Origin of the sequence: Desulfoplanes formicivorans (genome assembly GCF_001748225.1) — a bacterium.
Taxonomy (GTDB): Bacteria; Desulfobacterota; Desulfovibrionia; order Desulfovibrionales; family Desulfomicrobiaceae; genus Desulfoplanes; species Desulfoplanes formicivorans.
In genome coordinates, this window is sequence record NZ_BDFE01000022.1 from 1 (window position 1) to 18644 (window position 18644).

The following is an 18644-nucleotide window of genomic DNA, read 5'->3' on the forward strand; positions in this document are numbered from 1 at the left end:
TAGCCGGGAATAATTTTGTGCTCACATCATGAAATTATCCGTTTAAGTCTTTCCGTTTACTGTGAGCGACATTTTTACTTTTTGCAGGCAAATCTTATATGGGTCTTGCTGGTAGGATTTCTTTTTCAACTGATAATACTTCCATCCCTACCGAATCTGCATGCCGGACATGGACTTATCAAAGGGGGCGATTGGACACGCTTTCACCGTCTTGCGACGGAAACAGCAAAAAAAATAGAACGTAATGGTTGGCATGCCTGGGAATTACGCCCGCAGGGCCAGGCTCCCGCAGGTATTGCAGCTGCTCTTTATTGTGTAACAGACATTTACAAGCCATGGATTTTTCTACCACTCAACGCAACCTTGTTTGCCCTTGGCGCAGTTTGCTTATTTGAGATTTTTTCTTTGCTTGTTCCCCGCCAGCTTGCATTACTAGGCATATTCCCACTCGTTCTGTTTCCAAGTGCAATCATCATTTACGCCCAAATTCACAAAGATGTTTTTTCAATTGCTGGCATATTAATACTTATCTGGATCTGGACACGCTTTACCCACTACCCAAAAACAAACTGGCGTTTCATCTTGAACCAAATGGTAATCACCGCTGTTGGATGTTTACTGGTATGGACTGTTCGCCCCTATCTATTGCAACCTGTGTTAGCCAGCTCACTCTTGGCCACTATGGTGGTTGGATTTCTAACACGCAAAAAACGGAATCTTCTCTGGTGGACAGGAATCATACTCTGCCTGCTCATTCAGACCAGCTACATGCACATGCGGGTTACTACCCCACGGGTGAAGAACCTCCTGGCTACATCTGACTATATTACAAAACTCGTAGCTACTTTAGATGCCAGACGAGTTGGCTTTGCGACAGGCTATCCTAATGCCAAAAGCAAAATTGATACTGACGTACGCTTTCACTCCCTGACAGACATTATCTCTTATTCACCACGCGCTCTGCAAATAGGCCTATTTTCGCCGTTTTATTCCATGTGGTCAGCGCATCATGGTCATTCATTGGAGGCGAATCTCATACGACAAGTGAGCGGTATGGAAATGATCCTAACTTATATACTTTTCATAGGGGTTGGTCTGCTCTTGTGCCTGAACAAAGATCATCGCCTTACTCTCGTAGTTGTTATTCTCATGCCACTCACATTAATTCTAGTGTTGTCATTGGTCGTCTGCAATATTGGCACCCTCTACCGCATGCGTTATGGCGATTTACAAATCTTGAATGGTTTGGGCGTCTTGGGTTGGGGTTTATGGTTACAACGACGGGTAGAGGCCAGAAAAAACAATTAAAATCCCGTCAAAAAAAACGTAAGAATAATTCACGTTTTTTCAAAATCATGAGCATAAGGCACGTAATACATCCCTTGCCTATCGCAGGATCAGTCCACCTGATTGCGGTTCCGATTCAGATTTTGGTTGCTCTATGAATTCCACACAAAACGTCGAATAACCCAAAAAAGAGAGCATTCATTGAAGCGGTTACTTTTTATTGTTTCTGAAGATTGGTATTTTTTATCCCACCGGCTGCATTTGGCCAAGGCAGCAATAAACGCCGGGTATGAAGTAGGACTTATTTCCAGGGTTTCCAGTTATCGAGACATTATTGAATCTGCAGGCATCAAAGTTATTGACTGGCAGATATCACGCAGATCAAGCAATCCATTTCATGAACTTTCGACCTTATTTGATCTTTGGAGAGGTATTCGTTTATTTCGGCCCGATATTGTTCATGCAGTAGCATTAAAACCTGTTATTTATGCTTCCATTGCATGTTTTTTATCTGGAATCCAATCAAGAGTATCCGCGTTGGGAGGACTCGGATTTGTTTTTAGTTCTTCTAACAAATATGCTGCATTTTTAAGACCATTTATCATTTTTTTGTTCAAGATCGCTTTGCGCGGAAAAAAGTCTATCCTCATATTGCAAAATCCTGATGATGCAGAAATATTAACAACTGCAGGAGTCATTGCAGAAAATCGCATCCGCATGATTAGAGGCGCTGGTGTTGATACACAGTTATTTTCTCCAGCGAACCATTTCCCGGACAAGCCCCTTGTCATCTTACCGGCTCGAATGCTTTGGGCTAAAGGCATTGGCGAATTCGTAAACGCTGCACGTCGAGTGCGAATTCAAAGGCCAGATGTGCGTTTTGTTCTTGTTGGCGCGCCTGATGATCAGAATTTGGAAAGTGTTTCAATTGAACAATTGCAAGAATGGGTACGTGATGGAATTGTTGAGTGGTGGGGCCGCTGTGAAAACATGCCCGAGGTGTACCGCCAGGCAACAATCGTCTGTTTACCTACGTCTTACGGGGAAGGACTGCCCAAAGCATTGCTTGAAGCAGCCAGCTGTGAAATACCTATTGTGACGTATGACGTTCCTGGCTGTCGGGAAGTGGTCCAGGATGGCAACAATGGCTTCCTGGTTCCCCTGAAAAACGAGGAGATGCTGTTTGCTTCATTAATGAAGCTGATTGAAGACCCTGAGTTGTGCAAACGCATGGGAATTGCGGGTCGTAAAATGGTGCTTGACCACTTTTCACAGGAACAGGTGGCAGAAGAAACCATGCGTGTTTGGGAAGAACTGTTGCAGGAAGGCGCGAAATGAAACAGGTGCTGCTAACCGGCGCAAACGGGTTCATCGGGCAGGTGCTGGTACGCATGCTCAAGGACAAAGGGTGCCGAGTCACTGCTCTCTTGCGCAAAGAGTATAAAGGTGCGTGGGACGATGCCTTGTACGGAGATATTCGTACCCCCCTTTCCTTTCCGGAATTACCCTCATGCGACACCGTCTTTCATCTTGCAGGCAAGGCCCATGCCCTGAGCGAGCATGCAGGCGAAGAAGACGAATACCATACCGTGAACACCCAAGGCACCCGCCATGTTCTTGAGCTGGCAAAAAAAATGGGCGCCACCCGTTTTATCTATTTCAGCTCTATCAAGGCCATGGGAGAGATCGGGCATAATGACAACGAGACAAGCCCGTGCAATCCCAAGACCCCATACGGCATATCCAAATATGAAGCAGAGCAGCTTGTCCTCTTTGCCGGATACGTGTCCCATCCCGTGGTAATCCGCCCGACCATGGTCTACGGACCGGGAGCCAAAGGCTATCTGCCGCAACTGATCCGATTTATTCAAAAAGGAATCTTCCCCCCTCTTTCGCCCTCCCTTACCAATAAACGATCCATGGTACATGTAAACGATCTGGTGCAGGCCGCGATACTGGCGGCTGAGGACCAGGCAGCATCAGGTCAGGTGTTCATTGTTTCCGATGGCAAACAGTACAGCACGTATGACATCTATGCGGCCATCAATCAGGCTTTGGGCAAAAAACTGCCCGGCTGGAGCCTTCCCCAAAGTGTACTTTGCGTTGCCGCACGCATTGGTGACGGGATCGGACGATTGCGCGGGCGCAGATTCTTATTTGATTCCGATGTATTGCATAAAATGACGGGCTCGGCCTGGTACGATACGAGTAAAAGCATGAAGGAACTAGGATTTACTCCCCAATGGGACCTGCCATCGGCCCTACCGGAAATTCTTGAAGGAATGAAACCATGACGGGTGGACTCATTGGGTGTGGAGCGTTTATCTGTGGATTGCTGGGAGCATGGACTGTTGCACGGTATGCAGAAAAGTTATGCCTCATGGACGTCCCAAGTTCCCGTAGTTCCCATTCCTGCCCAACGCCCAAAGGCGGTGGTGTGGGCATCCTGGCGGCATTTGTCCTTTTTTCCCTTGTGGGCTCTTTGTCACGCATCGCCGTGTGTGGGGCCACAATCCTGGCCCTGATCAGTTTCCAAGGAGACAAACAGGAACTCACCCCCACATTTCGTCTTCTGGTCCAGTTTACCTGTGCCTTCCTGGCCCTGTGGGGGATAGAGTGCGAATCTGGCTTGCACCTTTCCTGGGGTGCCCGGGTGCTTCTTGTTCCCGCATTTGTGATTTTTATCGTGGGCACGGCCAATTTCTACAATTTCATGGACGGTATCAACGGGATCGCCGGAATGACCGGGATAGTCGGATTTGCCGGGCTCACCTGGTGGGCCTTTTCCATGGGCAGGACAGATATCGGCACGGCAAGCCTGGCCCTGGCCGGAGGATGCGCGGGATTTTTACCCATGAATGTGCCCCAAGCCAGGGTGTTCATGGGCGATATCGGCAGCGTGCTCCTTGGCTTCTGCTTCGGGCTGTTCGTGGTGGGGCTGGCCGAGAGTTTTCTTGACTTTGTGGTGCTGTGCTCGCTTTTGTTCACATTCTACGCCGATGAACTCTGCACCATGCTCCAGCGATTCAAGCAGGGAGATTCTTTTTTCCAACCCCACAGAAAACATCTGTACCAGGTTCTGGTCAACGAAATGGGGACAGCACATTGGAAGGTAAGCCTGAGCTATGGTGTGGTACAGGCACTGATCTTCGGGATGATCCTCTTTCTTTCACGATATGGACTTTTTGCCGTATGCACGGCCCTGATCCTGTGTTTTGGAATCTGGGTCCTTGTGGATGCCAGAATCAAACACAAGGCATGGGGTTAAAAGTACACTAGAGTACGCAGGGCACAGTACACAGAACGCAGAAAAAACAGGTCCATCTGAAATAGGTACTCGTTGCCTTCCTTCACGGTAAAAAAGAAAGGGAACCGCAAAGGACGCCAAGAAAAAATTTTATGCCCTCTGGTGATCAGTCTTTTTGCCTTTTCTGGCGTCATTCCCTACCTGGTAATGACGTGATCATGTAGATAGACAACAGATTACCGTCCAGGAGGAATTTGTATTTTCGTCTTTTTTTCAATAAGTTGCGATTTATCGTTCATAACCATACAACACCTCCCAGGGATAATACCCTACCTCCCGACCCTACCCTGTTCCCTAGGGCAGCCAGGGTTTTTCTTTTTTTCGAATCGGTGTATGCGAGATCCTCGCTGGGGAAAACAGTTCCCATACTTGTGATCCCTTTGTCTTTGCCGCTCATCACGCCTATCTCACGGGAAGCACATGTTTCAGCAATTCAAAAATCTGCATTTCTACATGGTCCTGGCCACGGACATCCTACTCTTCGCGGCATCCCTGTTCCTGGCCATGCTGCTGCGTTTCAATTTCCAACTGGAACCGCAGTATCTGAGGCAGATACTCACCCTGCTTTCCGTCCTGCTCCCTGTCAAAACCGTTATTTTCTTTGTCTTTGGTCTGTACCGGGGCATGTGGCGGTACACGGATCTGCGGGATTCCTGGCAGCTGTTCAAAGCCGTTATCCTCTCCCAGATGATTGCCATCACCCTGTTGTCCATGTGGGTGCGACTTGCAGGCTTTTCCAGGTCGGTGTTCATACTTGATGCCCTGCTCACCTTTGTGCTGACAGGGGGCATGCGCGTGGCCATCAGGACCATGTTCCTGCATATGGGACATTTCAGCACCGCCACTCTGCTGTCACCGCGCATCTATCGTAAACGGCGGTCCAGGCTGCGCAGGGTGCTCATTGTGGGGGCTGGAGATGCCGGAGAGAAAACCCTTCGGGAGATCATTGACACCCCTGAAATAGCCTATGAAGTGGTGGGCTTTCTGGACGACCGCAAGGACAAGCATAACCGCAGCCTGCATGGGGTGCCTGTGCTGGGTCCGGTTCATTTGCTCCGTCAGGTGGTCCGCACCAGGCAGGTGGAAGAGGTGCTCATTGCCATTCCCTCGGCCAGAGGGACGCAAATGCGCCAGATTATCGATGCCTGCAAGGCATCCGGTCTGACCTACCGAACCCTGCCCCGGTTGGGGGATCTCATCAACGGACAGGTTACCATCCAGCAGTTCCGTGAGGTCAGGTACGAGGATCTCCTGGGACGCGATCCCATCCGCATCCACAATGAATCCATTTCCTCCTGCCTGACAAACAAGGTGGTCCTGATCACGGGCGCAGGCGGGTCCATTGGTTCGGAACTGGTGCGGCAGATCATCCGGTTTGATCCCGGCCTGGTCATCCTTGTCGAACGAAGCGAGGCCGGACTCTATGCCATGGAAATGGAACTGGTGCACAGGCACGCATTTTCCAACTATGTGACGGTTCTTGGCCGGGTTCAGGATAAGGTGCTCATGGATCGGGTCATGGCTCGCTACCAACCCCAAGTGGTCTTTCACGCGGCCGCCTACAAACACGTGCCCTTGGTTGAATGCAACCCCTGGGAGGCTGTTTTCAACAACGTTCTGGGCTCCCAGGTGACCATGGACGCGGCAGAAAAACACGGGGTGGAACGCTTTGTCATTGTGTCCACAGACAAGGCAGTGCGTCCCACCAATGTCATGGGAACCACCAAACGGATCACCGAGCTGCTCATGCAGTCCCGGCCCATAACCTCCACCCGGTTCATGGCGGTGCGTTTTGGCAATGTGGTGGGATCATCAGGTTCGGTCATCCCCCTGTTCAAAAAGCAGATCCGAAACGGCGGCCCTGTCACCGTGACCCACCCAGAGATGACCCGGTATTTCATGACCATTCCCGAGGCGTGTCAGCTCATTCTCCAGGCTGCCACCATGGGCTGGGGCGGGGAAATCTTCATCCTCAAGATGGGCACACCCGTGAAAATCGCGGACATGGCCCGGGACCTGATCCGCCTCTCGGGCAAGGAGCCTGATGTTGACATCGAGATCCGGTATACAGGGGTTCGTCCTGGCGAAAAATTGTACGAAGAGCTCATCACCCATGGCGAAGGCGTGGTAAAGACCGATCACAGCGATATCATGGTCCTTCGCCCTGAAGACGATGGCGAAGTGCTCTCCCCGGACTACCGGCCACGCTTGGAACGCCAATTGGCCGAGCTGCTTGAAATCGCCCTGGAGTATGACAGTAGCAAACTCAAACGCCAGCTCCACGCCATGGTCCCGGAATATACCCCCCAACCGGCTCCCTGCGTGCTGGATGATCTTCCCCCTAATGCTCGCCCTGATGCTCTCCCTGACGCTCCCATGGGAAAAAGACAGATGGTGGCCACCGCTCCTGCTGCAACCTCCAAAAAGCAATAACCCGCCTTGCTGGCTCAAACCCCTGCCATGACCAACGGTCACGGCAAGACAACCTCATTCCTCCACGCGGAATTCACATTCAACCCGAAGCCCTCCGGGATGATCCGCACCCGGCACCTCAAGCCCCTTCAGGCGGCGGGCAAAGGCGTGCATGAACCGGACAAACTCCCTGGTTCCGGTCACCCTGACCACGTGCGCGTCGTGCACCTGCAGGTGCGAACCCAGGTCAAGCACAATGAGGGCCTGTCCCGGACCAGGAGGGCGGGCTGGTTCCCATAGTTCCATGACCCGTTGCCGAATAATGCGAAGCAGATCATCTGCCTGGTGGGCCTCCCGGCCGATCCGATCGGTGGCAGGCATCCTGCCACCTGAAACCTTGATCGTAGGACCAGGCAACGCGGTCACAACCAGATCCCCGCCCTTCCGGGTGACCCTGTTCACGTGAAGGGGGCTTAAGTCCACAATCAGATCAGGATGTTGTGCAGGCGTTTGCAACACCTCGCCCATGATCAAGGCGGCAAGGATCATGTGCACCAGGCAGGCAAGGCCCAGGGCCCAGGCCATTCTCCATGTCTTAAGACGAGTGATGCCCATTTCCCCTTGACCACCAGGTCTTGTCGGGACGGTCAAACCACCATCGGTCGATTTCAGCACGCATGATGGCATCTGCCAGTTCCCTGGCTTCCTGGGTACGCAAACGAGGCAGGGCTCCCTTGAGCCATTTGGCTGCAAACCGGTTCCCCAGATCCGCCTCTTCCTTCAGATTGAGGATGAAATCCAGCTGATCCGCGTCCTGGGCAATACAGGCCTCCACGGTTTCCACACCTTCCAGCTCCTTCCACTGGTCAAGCATCTCCTCCTCAAGCCCGGTCCCTTCAGTGGCATGATGCAGGGCCTTTTCCACATCACAGGTATTGTAGATGCGGTTGACGTAGTTGAAATCACCAATCCGGGCCTCGTGCAGATCGTGGAACAGGCACAAGCACACCGTGCGCCCCACATCCGCCTTCATGCGCTTGGCCAGGACATACCCGATCACCGCAGTCCTGAAGGAATGTTCTGCCACGTTTTCCTGCCCGGTACCCAGAAATTGATATCCTGTTCTGGGGGTCTTCCTGAGCATGCCGGCTTCCAACAGAAAATCCGCAACCCGGGAAAGATCTCCCATGGCTGACGTGCGGGAGGGTGCCTCCTCTTCCTGATGCGTTTCCTCTACCCTGTCATGGTGTGCTGCATTCTGGTCTTTGTTGTACATGGTTTGAGTGCTAATGGTTCCTGGTTGTTTGAGCAAGGGGTTTGCCCGGGGGGGCTCACCCGCGAACCCCCTTGGATTGGACGTGGCTTGCGCCCTTGTCGGGCCCAAATGCCCTCTTTCCCCGAGGCAAACAAAAAAAAGCGGCCAAAGGGCCGCTTTTTTTGTGTACTTGTGACAATGGACATCCAGCAGATCACTCTAACCGAGCTCCCTGCTTCTGTCATGGGCCGCCTTGACAGCCTTGTACAGGGCATGCTTGCAGGCCCGCTTTTCCAACTCATTGAGCCCGGCAATGGTGGTGCCCCCCGGGGAGGTGACCATTTCCTTGAGCTGGGTGATGTGCATCTCGCTTGTGGCGGCCATGGTTGCCGAACCCGTCACAAGCCCCTTGACCATGTCTGTTGCCTGCTGCCGACCAAGGCCAAGACTCACGCCCGCATCAATGAGTCCCTCCATGAAATGGAACACATAGGCAGGTCCCGAACCCACAAGGCCGGTAAAAACGTCAAAAAGACGCTCTTCAAGCTCATAGGCAGAACCCATATGCCCGAGCAGGTTCATGACAAAGGTCTTGTTGGCCTCGGTAAGACCTTCATCCTCCAGGCACACGGCAAAGACCCCCTGACCCACCAGGGCCGGGGTGTTGGGCATGACCCGGATAACCGGACAGACATGATCGGTCAGCTCTTTGAGCCGATCCATGGTCACCCCGGCAGCAATGGAAATCAGACAGATATCTGGCCCGAGATGTTCCCGCATATCCGCCAGGACAACAGGAACCAGATGAGGTTTGACCGCCAGCAGCACATAGGTTGACCGCTGGCACACCTCCTGGGGATGGGCACACGGGATCAGCCCGCAGGCGGCACGCAGGGATTCCAGTCGCTTGCTGGAGGGATCAAATCCATACAGGGTCACTTCAGCCAGATCCCCGGCACCCATGGCCAAAGCCCCGCCCATGTTGCCCGTTCCGATGATCCCAAGATGTTCCATGAGTTAACCCACGATCTCCAGCTGGCTGAAAAAGTAGGGAATCTCCTGAGCAGCTGTTTCAGGAGCATCAGATCCGTGACAGGAATTCTTTTCAATATCCAGAGCAAAGGTCTTGCGGATGGTTCCTTCGGCCGCTTCGGCAGGATTGGTGGCACCCATGACCTCGCGATACTTGGCAATGGCGTTTTCACCCTCCAGCACGGAGACAACACAGGGTCCGGAACACATGTAGGCAACCAGGCTGTCGAAAAAAGGGCGATCCTTGTGCACGGCATAAAAGCCTTCGGCCTGTTCCTTGGTCATGTGGATCATTTTCATGGCAACGATCTTAAGACCGGCATCCTGAATCATCTTCAGGATGGCCCCTTGCAGATTCCGTTGGACGGCATCGGGTTTCACAATGGAAAAAGTGCGTTCTATCATCATGTTCCTCCTTGTAGACAAATGGTTGAAATGGGTACGCGATGGCGCTTGTTACCCTTGGACTTCTCAAAGTGCAAGTCAGCTGACCAGGCGTTATGGCAGCAGATCCGCCAACCGGACCAGGTGCACGTCCGGATCACGCAGATGCTCCCACGCCTTAAAGGCATCAAGGGTTTCGGGATAGGGATGTCCTATGGCTATGCAGGCTCCCCGTTTTCGGGCCAGGCTCTGGGCCTTGCGCAGCTGGAACAAGATGGCCTTTTCATCCCTGACATTGTCCAGGAACACATGCCTTCGCAAATACGGGACATGGTATCTGGAGGTTACCTCTTCCCCACAGCTGCCTGCCGTTGTCAGGCTGTCCAGAAAAAACAGGTGACGATCCCTGAACACCTTCATGACCGTTTCCATGCCTTTTCTGTCCCGGGTGAATCGCGATCCCATGTGATTGTTCGCGCCACTGACTCCGGGAATCCGGGCCAGATCCTGCAGCACGGTCTGGGTGACAACCTGAGGGGACATGTCCACGAACAGGGCTCCGGGCCCGGGATTGGCCTTGGGATAACTTTCCGGCTGCATGGGCAGATGCAAAATGATCTCTTTTCCATGCTTCCGGGCAAGTTTGGCCACTTCCGGCGAATGGGGCTCATGGGGCATGACCGAAAAGGTAACAGGAAAAGAGAGGTCCACCAGACGTTTTCCCGCATCCAGGGACCGACCCAGATCGTCCACAACAATGACCATGCACGCGTCTTTTTGCCCGGGGGATCGGGGTGCACGTGCTGGTTCACCAAACTCAATGACATGGGTTGGCAGATCACCCACCAGAAGCGTCACCTGTTTTGCGCGGGCATCATAGCGCATGTGGCCGTCGCGCACCAGATCGTGGATGTTCTCCCGCAATGAGGCGAGCAACGCATCCATATCCCTTGGCAGGGCCAGTTCCAGATGCTGGAAATGGTACTCGTGCCCATGGCGATACCTGGTCTCCACATTGCCGTGCACAATGCCCACAGGATCATACCCGTACACCACCAGGGTCTGGATCAAAGCCAGATCAAGCTCCTTGACCCGCGTCTCAAGGGTTCGGGTTTCCTCTTCGTACTGCAAAGAAGGCCGGGGTTTGATCACCGGGATTCGTGCAGGGCGCGGTGTCACCTTTTTTGCCGTGGCTTGGGGCACGGCAGGCTGGGAGACAACTTTCTGTTCGGGAAGGCGAAGGGCCACCACTGCGGCCAGTCCGGTCAGGGCCAGCACAATGACCCACAGGGTCACGTGATAGCGCAAAAACCAGTGCACAGGCGGATCTGTCTTTTTTCTGGTCCTGGATGTTCGGGGGGATTTTTTTGTGGACGCCATGGGGCAGAAACCTTGTAAAAAAGCCGGAGGCCGTCAAGAACACGGCCTCCGGCAGGTTGGTACTTGCAAGCAGATGCGAATCAGGCGTTATTCCCCGTGAATCTGGCTGATCCGGGGAAGCTGTTTGACAAATTCCAGAGCCAGTCGCAGCTGATTGTCCCGTGCCAGCATGGCTTTGGCCTTTTGCTTGTCCTGCTCCTGCAAGACAGCATGGTCGGTGGTCGAGGACCCGTTCTTCCTGCCATTGGGATTTTCCAGGTGTCTGGCAAAATCCTCTTCCCTAAACTCCAAAAGTTCCTGGTCCTCATCCGCTGCCTGGGAGGGCACAAAGGCGTACTCAATGTCGGGAACAATGCCCTCGGCCTGGATGGACCGGCCATTGGGGGTATAATACAGGGCAATGGTCAGCTTGATGCCCGAGCCATCGGCCATGGGGATAATGGTCTGCACCGACCCCTTGCCAAAGGATTTCTCACCCATGATCAGGGCGCGTTTTTGATCCTGCAGGGCGCCGGCAACAATTTCGGATGCCGAAGCTGATCCCGAATTGATGAGCACCACCATGGGGCAGGTGATGTCAGAACGCTGATCATGGGCCATGAACTCCCGGCGCGAGTCGGCATCGCGGCCCTGGGTGTACACGATGAGCCCCTTGGACAGAAACACATCAGCCACATCAACCGCCTGGCTCAAAATGCCTCCGGGATTGGACCGAAGATCCATGATCAATCCGCGCAGCTCATGGTTGCGGGTATAGTTGTTTAAAGCCTTGCGCATGTCCTGCACGGTATTGGCCTTGAAATCCGTCAGGCGCAGGTACAGATATCCAGGCGCAAGCTCCTGGGTCTTGACACTGATGGCCGGGATGATCCCCCGAATAATTTTGACCTTTTCAGGCCGGGAACTGTCCTTGTGCAAAATGGTCAGGGTGACCGGGGTGCCCTTGGGCCCACGAATGCGGTTCACCGCCTCCATGAGGGTGATATCAAGAGCCGACTCGCCATCGATTTCAAAGATGATGTCCCCGGCCTTGAGGCCCGCCTTGTAGGCCGGCGTGTCCTCAATGGGGGCGATCACGGTCAGCCGCTTTTCCTTGATCCCGATCTGGATGCCGATGCCACCGAACTTGCCCGAAAGATCCTGCTGGGTAACCTCGAAATCCTCCTTGCTCATGTAGGTGGAATGGGGATCGAGCTCCTGGAGCATGCCCTCGATGGCCCCATTGATCAGGGCATTGCGATCGATCTTGTTGACATAGTTTTCCTCCACCATGTCGAGTACCTGGCTGAATCGCCTGAGAGATTCATAGGGATCGCTCTCGGCCAGGCTCGAGCCCGACGTCACCAACAACGTTCCCAAAAGCAGGGCCGTGCCCACCATATGACTCAACCGCATGAGATCCTCCGAACTGTTTATATTCATGCACGACCTGACTTTGAAGGTCATTTGCAACGCTCAACCATCAGATACAACAAGACGTGACTACAAAACCTGGTCCATGAGCTTGCAGCCTCGTGTCACGCAGGTTCCAACCAATGCAAAGGATTAATGGCTTTTTGACCAAAACGCAATTCAAAATACAAACCAGTCCCTTTGATGCGCGGGTAATACCCGCATTGACCGATGATTTCACCCTTTTCGATTTTCTGACCCACCCGGACACGGGATTGGGACAAAAAGGCGTACAGGGAATAATAATCCTTGCCGTGAAAAACAATGATCACCCGACCGAATCCGCGCAACTGATCATCATAAACCACCTTGCCCCAGGACACGGCACGCACGCTGTCATCCTTGTTGACTGCCAGACTCAGCCCCCTGTGGGGCGGCTGGGCCTTGGGGTGAAAGCCCTTGACCAGACGACCTTTGGCCGGCCAGGGCAGGTGTCCCTTGAGCTTGGGAAAGGATCTGGTGTCAAGGATCTGCAATTTGTAATGCAGGTCCTTGATGGTCTGGGCAATGGATGCCAGTTCCTCCTTGAGATCAAGCTCTTGGGAGCGGATCTTTTTCACCTGGGACAAAAACCCCAGCCGCTTTGCCAGCAGATCCTCCTGCACGGCCCGAAGCTCCTCATCCTTGGCCTGGGCCGCCCGGCTGGCCTCTTCAAAGTGTTTGAGATCTTCAAGGGCCTGGGTTTCAGCCTTTTGAAGGGCAAACAACTTGGTTCCGGTCTGCCCGTAAAGTGCTGAAAGCCAGGTGGATTCCCGCTGAGCCCTAGCCCAGGAATCACCCTGATCAAACCGCTTGCTGGCCTGCCCGGTGAGAAAAACCGGCCACAAGGTTCGAAGCAGGCTGGCGGCTTCCTCATGGAGCCTTTCCCGCGTTGCCCTGGACGCTTCATAGCGTTTTTGCATGACCGCCTTGCGATCCTCAAGATCCTTGAGTTCCCTGCGATTGGCCTCAAGCTGTGTTTCCAATGTCCGTATCTGGTCTTCCACCCGGGCCAGATTCTTGAACAGCTTGCGCTCCTTGGCCGACAACCGGGTCAGGGCCTCTTTTTTTTCCGACGCCCTGGTGGTTTCCCGGGCAATATTCTCCTTAATGGCTGTGGCCGAAGCCCCCAGGCAGACCCGGCAAAAACAGACAACCGCGCCAAGGCCCATGCACAGACAAACCATGAGCTGCAACTGTTTTTTCCAGCAAAAAACCGTATGCACCATGTCAAGACGTTCCTTCCAGAAACGGGCCAAGCGGGCAGGAAGCACACAAGGGTTTGCTCTTTTTGCACCAGTCCTTCCCCACCCTGACCAGCAGGGCATGAAATTCATTGAACAGCCGAATGTCAGGAGTGAGCACATCCATGAAAAACGCCCGCAATTCCTCATGAGAAATCTCCTCGGGCACCAGGCCATGGCGGTGGCAGATACGAGCCGTATAGGCATCAACCACAAAGGTGGGTTGCTCCAGGGCGTAGAGGAGAATGGAGTCGGCTGTTTCAGGACCGATGCCATGGACCCCCAGCAGGGCAGAGCGCAGCTGGTCCATGTCCCGGGAGCGTAAAAGATCCATGTTGAAGCGGCACGACGAACGCAAAAAAGCGAGAAAATGATGCAGACGTTTGGATTTGAGCCGGTAGTACCCGGCCGGGCGGATCATCTCGGCCAATTCTTCCAGGGACAGGGCATACATGGTGGCAGCATCCATGACCCCTGCATGCTTGAGGTTCGCAATGGCCTTGGCAACATTGGACCAGTTGGTATTCTGGGTCAGGATGGCGCCAACAGCGATTTCAAAGGGCGTTTCTCCGGGCCACCAATGACTGGGACCAAGCTTGTCCAGCATGGCCCCGTACATGTTCATCAAAAGGGATTTGCGTTGCATGGAGACACGAGAATGGGGTGTGGGTGCAACCCGGAATGGACACCCTATCCGGGTTCATGGGGTTATGGACAATGAATGCGCAAACAGGCTGCGTGGCTGGAGCCTACGCCGTTTCCCAAACCATTGTCAAAGGCGGGTTTCCCCTTATCCGGAACGGACCAGGGTGGGTGAGGATGCAAAGATAATCGTCAGGCAAAGACAAGACAGGCCCAGTCCCCCCGGGTCATGACAGAGGGAGTGTCCAGGCCCTGATCCTCATAGGCTGCCAGTACCCGGGCTAACTGCGATTGGAGCAGTCCCGAAAGAACCAGACATCCTCCAGACCGCAGCCGAGCGGTCAGGGCCGGGGCAAGGCTTATCAGAGGAGCAGCCAGGATATTGGCCAGAATCAGGTCGAACCCGGAGTCGGCTTGCACACAGTCAATGGTGCCCACAAAGGCGGAAAATGCCGGCCCCACATGATTGAGCACCTTGTTTTCGTGGATGTTTTCAAGGGTCAGGGGATCAAGATCAAACCCAAGCCCTGTCAAACCAAGCTTGGTGCAGGCAATGCCCAAAATGCCCGAACCGGTTCCGGCATCCAGAAACCGGTCCCCCTCCTGTATCCTGCCCGAGGCATGAAGATCAACAAGGGCTTCCAGACACAGGCTTGTGGTGGCGTGATGTCCCGTGCCAAAGGCCATCTGCGGGTTGATGACAAGGGGCTCAAGGCCGTCATTGATGGGTTCAGCCCAGGGAGGCTGCACCCGAAAGCGATGGGCAATGTCGATCTGGGTGAAAAAACGTTTCCACGCGCTGGCCCATTGCTCCTTTTTCACCCCGCCTGTTTGGGGCTCGATTTCCGGCCAGCGGGCCGTCAGGGTCTGCAAAAGATGCGTGGCGTCCAGGGGATTTTCAAAATAAAGATAAAACGTACGCTGGGTAGCCGAGGCACCCCCTGCTTCCTGCCAGCCATGGGGGCAATGGGTGACCAGAAGCGGAGTAACCTCTTCCACCAGGGACTCGGGCAGGGTAAACCCGACCATATGCAGTTGTTGGGTATCAGTTTCCACGGGCCTGGTATTTGGCGAGCTGACGTTCCAGCCGCCTGCTGGTTGCGGTGAGCACGTAACAGATGATGAAATAAAGAACCGCAATGGTGATGAAAATCTCCGTAGGAGCGATCAGTGTGCGGTTGTTCACCTGGGTGGCCGTGCGGGTGAGTTCGTTGACCCCGATGATGTAGGCTAGGGAGGTATCCTTGGTCAGGCTCACGAACTGGTTCACAAAGGACGGGATCATGTTCCGCAGGGACTGGGGCAGGATGATGTGGACCATGGTCTGGAAATGGGAAAGTCCGGTTCCCCGGGCCGCCTCGGTTTGTCCCTTGGGCAGGGCCAAAACCCCGGCCCTAACGATCTCGGCGATATAGGCCCCGGTAAACACGATAAATGCGATGAGGGCGCTGGTGGCCTCGGGCAGGGTATGCCCAAGGACAATGGGAGCCAGGAAATAGAACCAGAAAATGACCATGAGAAGCGGTGTACCGCGGACGATCTCGATATACACCACAGCCGGCCACTTGATCCATTTTTTCCGGGAAAGACGCATCAGACCGAAGAGAAGGCCCAGCCAGAAAGCACCGAATATGCCTCCAAGGGCCAGGAGGATGGACATGGCCAAACCGCCCAGCGGCCCCTCGGGATAGGCCCCGATGAGAAAATAATCGAAATTATTCCAGACAATATCCCAATTCAAAACTGTTTCCTTTTGCTAAAAAATCTTGAAAAATGACGGATGCGACGCAAAAAGTCCCCTGCCCATCAATAGTGCATGGAACGCAAAACCTTTTTGTCGTATACATTCATGCACACGGAAACCACCAGGGAAATCATGATGTACAGACAGGTGGAAATGGTGAACGCCTCGAACCCGTGAAAGGTGTAGGATTCGATCTGTCGGGCCATGTAGGTGAGTTCTGCCACGCCAATGGTCATGACCAAAGACGAGTTCTTGATGATGTTCAGACACTGGGAAATAAGGGGGGGAATGATGATCCTGAAGGCCTGGGGCAGGATGACATAGCCCATGGACTGAAGAAAACTGAGACCTGCGGCTCGGGATGCCTCCAGCTGGGTCTTGGGAATGGAAAAAATGCCCGAGCGGATCTCTTCGGCCACAAAGGCCGAGGAATACACGGTCAGGGAAATGACCCCGGCCCAGAACTCGAAATCCTGGGCATAGAGCCACTCGTTGACCGAGGTGGGAAGCACGGCTTCGGACCCGAAATACCAGAAAAAAATCTGAACCAGAAGCGGGGTGTTTCTGAAAAATTCCGTATAGGCCATGCTGATCCATTCCAGGGGTTTGACCTTGGAAAGGCGGAACACGGCAATGACCGTGCCCAGAAAAATGGCCAGCACAATGGAGACGGCCGAGATCTCAAGGGTGGTGACAAACCCTTCCCTGAGCCACTGGGCGTACTCCCCGCTCATGACAAGATGCCAGTCGAATTGGTAGTTCAACGTTTTGCTCGTTTTGCTTCGTGTGTGTGGATGATGAAGACCATGGCCCCGGACAATCGGCCGATCAATGATCAGCCAGGGCGTCCGGGGTCATGAAGGAATGTGCCGGAGAGCCCGGCACAGATGATCATTGTATCTGCTAGTAGGGCCAGATCTCCATTTTCCAGTTCAAGGGGAGATAGTATTTGGAATCAGGACCAAACCATTTGTTGTAAATCTTCTGGTATTCCCCTGAATTCCACAGGTCCACCAGGGTTCTGTTGACCAGATCGCGAAAATCCGAATCATTTTCAGGAAGACCAAGCCCATAGGGTTCGGGAGAGATGAAATCGCCGGCAATCACATAATCCTCGGGATTGGGGGCGCTGTTTTTGAGACCAAGAAGGATGGTGGAGTCGGTGGTGACAGCCGCAACCTTGCCCTGACGCAGGGCCAGAAAAGCCTGGGGATAGCCTTCGAAAGAGAGAACCTTGCACTTGGGCTGGGCCTGCTTGATGTTCTTTTCCGAGGTGGAACCCTTGGCAGTCCCGACCTTTTTACCAGCCAGGTCGGCCACGCTCGTGATGCCGCTGTCCTTTTTGACCAGGATCTTCTGACCGTCCATGAAATAGGTGATGGAAAAGTCGATGCTGTCTTCACGGGCGAACTTGTGGGTCATGGTGGCAGCGGCCAGATCAATGGATCCCTGGGTCAGCATGGGGATGCGGGTGGCCGATGTCACGGGTTTGAGTTTCAGTTCCACGCCCAGCTTCTGGGCAATGGCCCGGCAGATGTCCACGTCAAAACCCACCAGCTGGTTGGTATCTGGATCAACAAACCCAAAGGGAACAACAGCGTCCTTGACCCCGGCAATGAGTGCACCGCGCTGTTTGATCTTTTCGATGTTGCCGGCATTGGCGCTGGCCATGAAAACGCCCAGCATGAGCACAAGAGCCAAAACACATGTTTTTTTCCAATTGCTACCCATACGTTCCTCCATAGTTGTTGATGTGCTGGTTGGTATGACGAAAATGAATTGCGGGCTAGAGAATCTCCTTTAAAAAGGCTTTGGTGCGGTCGTGTTGCGGATTGGTGAAAAAATGCTCCGGGGTCCCCTGCTCCAGGATCTCACCGCCATCCATGAAAATGACCCGATCAGCCACCTCGCGGGCAAAGCTCATTTCATGGGTCACGCAGAGCATGGTCATGCCTTCCCGGGCCAGATCCTTCATGACATTGAGCACCTCGTTGATCATTTCCGGGTCCAGGGCCGAGGTGGGCTCGTCAAAGAGCATGACCTTGGGCTTCATGGCCAGGGCCCGGGCAATGGCCACACGCTGCTGCTGACCACCCGACAGTTCCACGGGATATTTGTGGGCCTGATCGCTGATACCCACCCGATCGAGCAGTTCCAGTGCCGTGGCCTCGGCCTCGGCCTTGGAAACCCCCTTGACCTTGATGGGCGCCAGGGTAACGTTTTTGAGAACCGAAATGTGCGGGTACAGATTGAACTGCTGGAAAACGATACCGATTTCCGAACGCAAATGGTTCAGGTTGACCGTCTTCTGGGTGATGTCCTTGCCTTCCATGTAGATGGCGCCCTTGTCGATCTCTTCAAGACGATTCACGCACCGAACCATGGTGCTCTTGCCGGAGCCGCTCGGACCACAGATGACGAGCACATCCCCTTTTTCAACTTCTTCATTGATGTTCTTGAGGACATGGAAATCCCCATACCATTTGTGAACGTTGCGAAATTCTATCATTGCCATGTAAAGTACCT

At 53.7% G+C, this 18644-nt stretch carries 18 protein-coding genes; 5 read left to right on the forward strand and 13 right to left on the reverse strand.

The features are described 5' to 3' along the window. Window positions 1–15: 15 nt before the first annotated feature. The 5 genes from DPF_RS13285 to DPF_RS13305 all read left to right on the forward strand — a co-directional run bounded on the left by DPF_RS13285 (window position 16) and on the right by DPF_RS13305 (window position 7027). Window positions 16–1308: a hypothetical protein gene (locus DPF_RS13285; protein WP_069860184.1), complete on the forward strand. Its 1293-nt coding sequence runs from the start codon at window positions 16–18 to the stop codon at window positions 1306–1308. 180 nt (window positions 1309–1488) lie between these two features. Beyond that, a complete protein-coding gene (locus tag DPF_RS13290) occupies window positions 1489–2625 on the forward strand; it encodes a glycosyltransferase family 4 protein (protein WP_069860185.1) in 1137 nt (378 codons plus the stop codon). Next, complete coding sequence (locus DPF_RS13295; protein WP_069860186.1) at window positions 2622–3581, forward strand: NAD-dependent epimerase/dehydratase family protein; 960 nt, start codon at window positions 2622–2624, stop codon at window positions 3579–3581. Before DPF_RS13290 ends, DPF_RS13295 begins: the two co-directional genes overlap by 4 nt. 86 nt (window positions 3582–3667) lie before the next feature. Then, the gene (locus DPF_RS13300; RefSeq protein WP_176724280.1) at window positions 3668–4555 is read left to right on the forward strand and encodes an MraY family glycosyltransferase; all 888 of its coding nucleotides are present in this window, start codon (window positions 3668–3670) and stop codon (window positions 4553–4555) included. Between the two features lie 459 nt (window positions 4556–5014). Beyond that, window positions 5015–7027 (forward strand): nucleoside-diphosphate sugar epimerase/dehydratase, encoded by a 2013-nt coding sequence (locus DPF_RS13305; protein ID WP_069860188.1) that lies wholly within the window; start codon window positions 5015–5017, stop codon window positions 7025–7027. Between the two features lie 54 nt (window positions 7028–7081). On the opposite strand, the gene DPF_RS13310 is transcribed toward DPF_RS13305, so the two are convergent. The 13 genes from DPF_RS13310 to DPF_RS13370 form a co-directional block, all read right to left on the reverse strand. After that, entirely contained in the window at window positions 7082–7621 is a 540-nt protein-coding gene (locus tag DPF_RS13310) for a hypothetical protein (protein ID WP_141721143.1), read from the reverse strand. Continuing rightward, window positions 7602–8195, reverse strand: a complete 594-nt coding sequence (locus DPF_RS13315; protein ID WP_069860233.1) for an HD domain-containing protein — start codon at window positions 8193–8195, stop codon at window positions 7602–7604. Before DPF_RS13315 ends, DPF_RS13310 begins: the two co-directional genes overlap by 20 nt. 285 nt (window positions 8196–8480) lie before the next feature. Beyond that, complete coding sequence (proC, locus tag DPF_RS13320; RefSeq protein WP_069860190.1) at window positions 8481–9275, reverse strand: pyrroline-5-carboxylate reductase; 795 nt, start codon at window positions 9273–9275, stop codon at window positions 8481–8483. A 3-nt stretch (window positions 9276–9278) separates the two neighbouring features. Then, the gene (gene ndk / locus DPF_RS13325; RefSeq protein ID WP_069860191.1) at window positions 9279–9698 is read right to left on the reverse strand and encodes a nucleoside-diphosphate kinase; all 420 of its coding nucleotides are present in this window, start codon (window positions 9696–9698) and stop codon (window positions 9279–9281) included. A 93-nt stretch (window positions 9699–9791) separates the two neighbouring features. Further along, window positions 9792–11057, reverse strand: coding sequence for a divergent polysaccharide deacetylase family protein (locus DPF_RS13330; protein WP_069860192.1), 1266 nt, complete (start codon window positions 11055–11057; stop codon window positions 9792–9794). A gap of 87 nt (window positions 11058–11144) precedes the next feature. After that, a complete protein-coding gene (locus DPF_RS13335) occupies window positions 11145–12452 on the reverse strand; it encodes a S41 family peptidase (RefSeq protein ID WP_069860193.1) in 1308 nt (435 codons plus the stop codon). A 122-nt stretch (window positions 12453–12574) separates the two neighbouring features. Beyond that, window positions 12575–13717, reverse strand: coding sequence for a murein hydrolase activator EnvC family protein (locus tag DPF_RS13340; protein ID WP_069860194.1), 1143 nt, complete (start codon window positions 13715–13717; stop codon window positions 12575–12577). A gap of 1 nt (window position 13718) precedes the next feature. After that, window positions 13719–14378, reverse strand: coding sequence for an endonuclease III domain-containing protein (locus DPF_RS13345; protein WP_069860195.1), 660 nt, complete (start codon window positions 14376–14378; stop codon window positions 13719–13721). 188 nt (window positions 14379–14566) lie between these two features. Next, window positions 14567–15430, reverse strand: coding sequence for a 50S ribosomal protein L11 methyltransferase (locus DPF_RS13350; RefSeq protein ID WP_083254738.1), 864 nt, complete (start codon window positions 15428–15430; stop codon window positions 14567–14569). After that, window positions 15420–16115, reverse strand: a complete 696-nt coding sequence (locus tag DPF_RS13355) for an amino acid ABC transporter permease (protein ID WP_069860196.1) — start codon at window positions 16113–16115, stop codon at window positions 15420–15422. Before DPF_RS13355 ends, DPF_RS13350 begins: the two co-directional genes overlap by 11 nt. Before the next feature lie 65 nt (window positions 16116–16180). Next, the gene (locus tag DPF_RS13360) at window positions 16181–16882 is read right to left on the reverse strand and encodes an amino acid ABC transporter permease (RefSeq protein ID WP_069860197.1); all 702 of its coding nucleotides are present in this window, start codon (window positions 16880–16882) and stop codon (window positions 16181–16183) included. A 139-nt stretch (window positions 16883–17021) separates the two neighbouring features. After that, entirely contained in the window at window positions 17022–17804 is a 783-nt protein-coding gene (locus DPF_RS13365; protein ID WP_439951213.1) for an ABC transporter substrate-binding protein, read from the reverse strand. Window positions 17805–17904: 100 nt separating this feature from the next. Then, window positions 17905–18633 carry an amino acid ABC transporter ATP-binding protein gene (locus DPF_RS13370; protein WP_069860199.1) on the reverse strand — a complete coding sequence of 243 codons (729 nt, stop codon included), beginning with the start codon at window positions 18631–18633 and terminating at the stop codon, window positions 17905–17907. Window positions 18634–18644 lie beyond the last annotated feature (11 nt).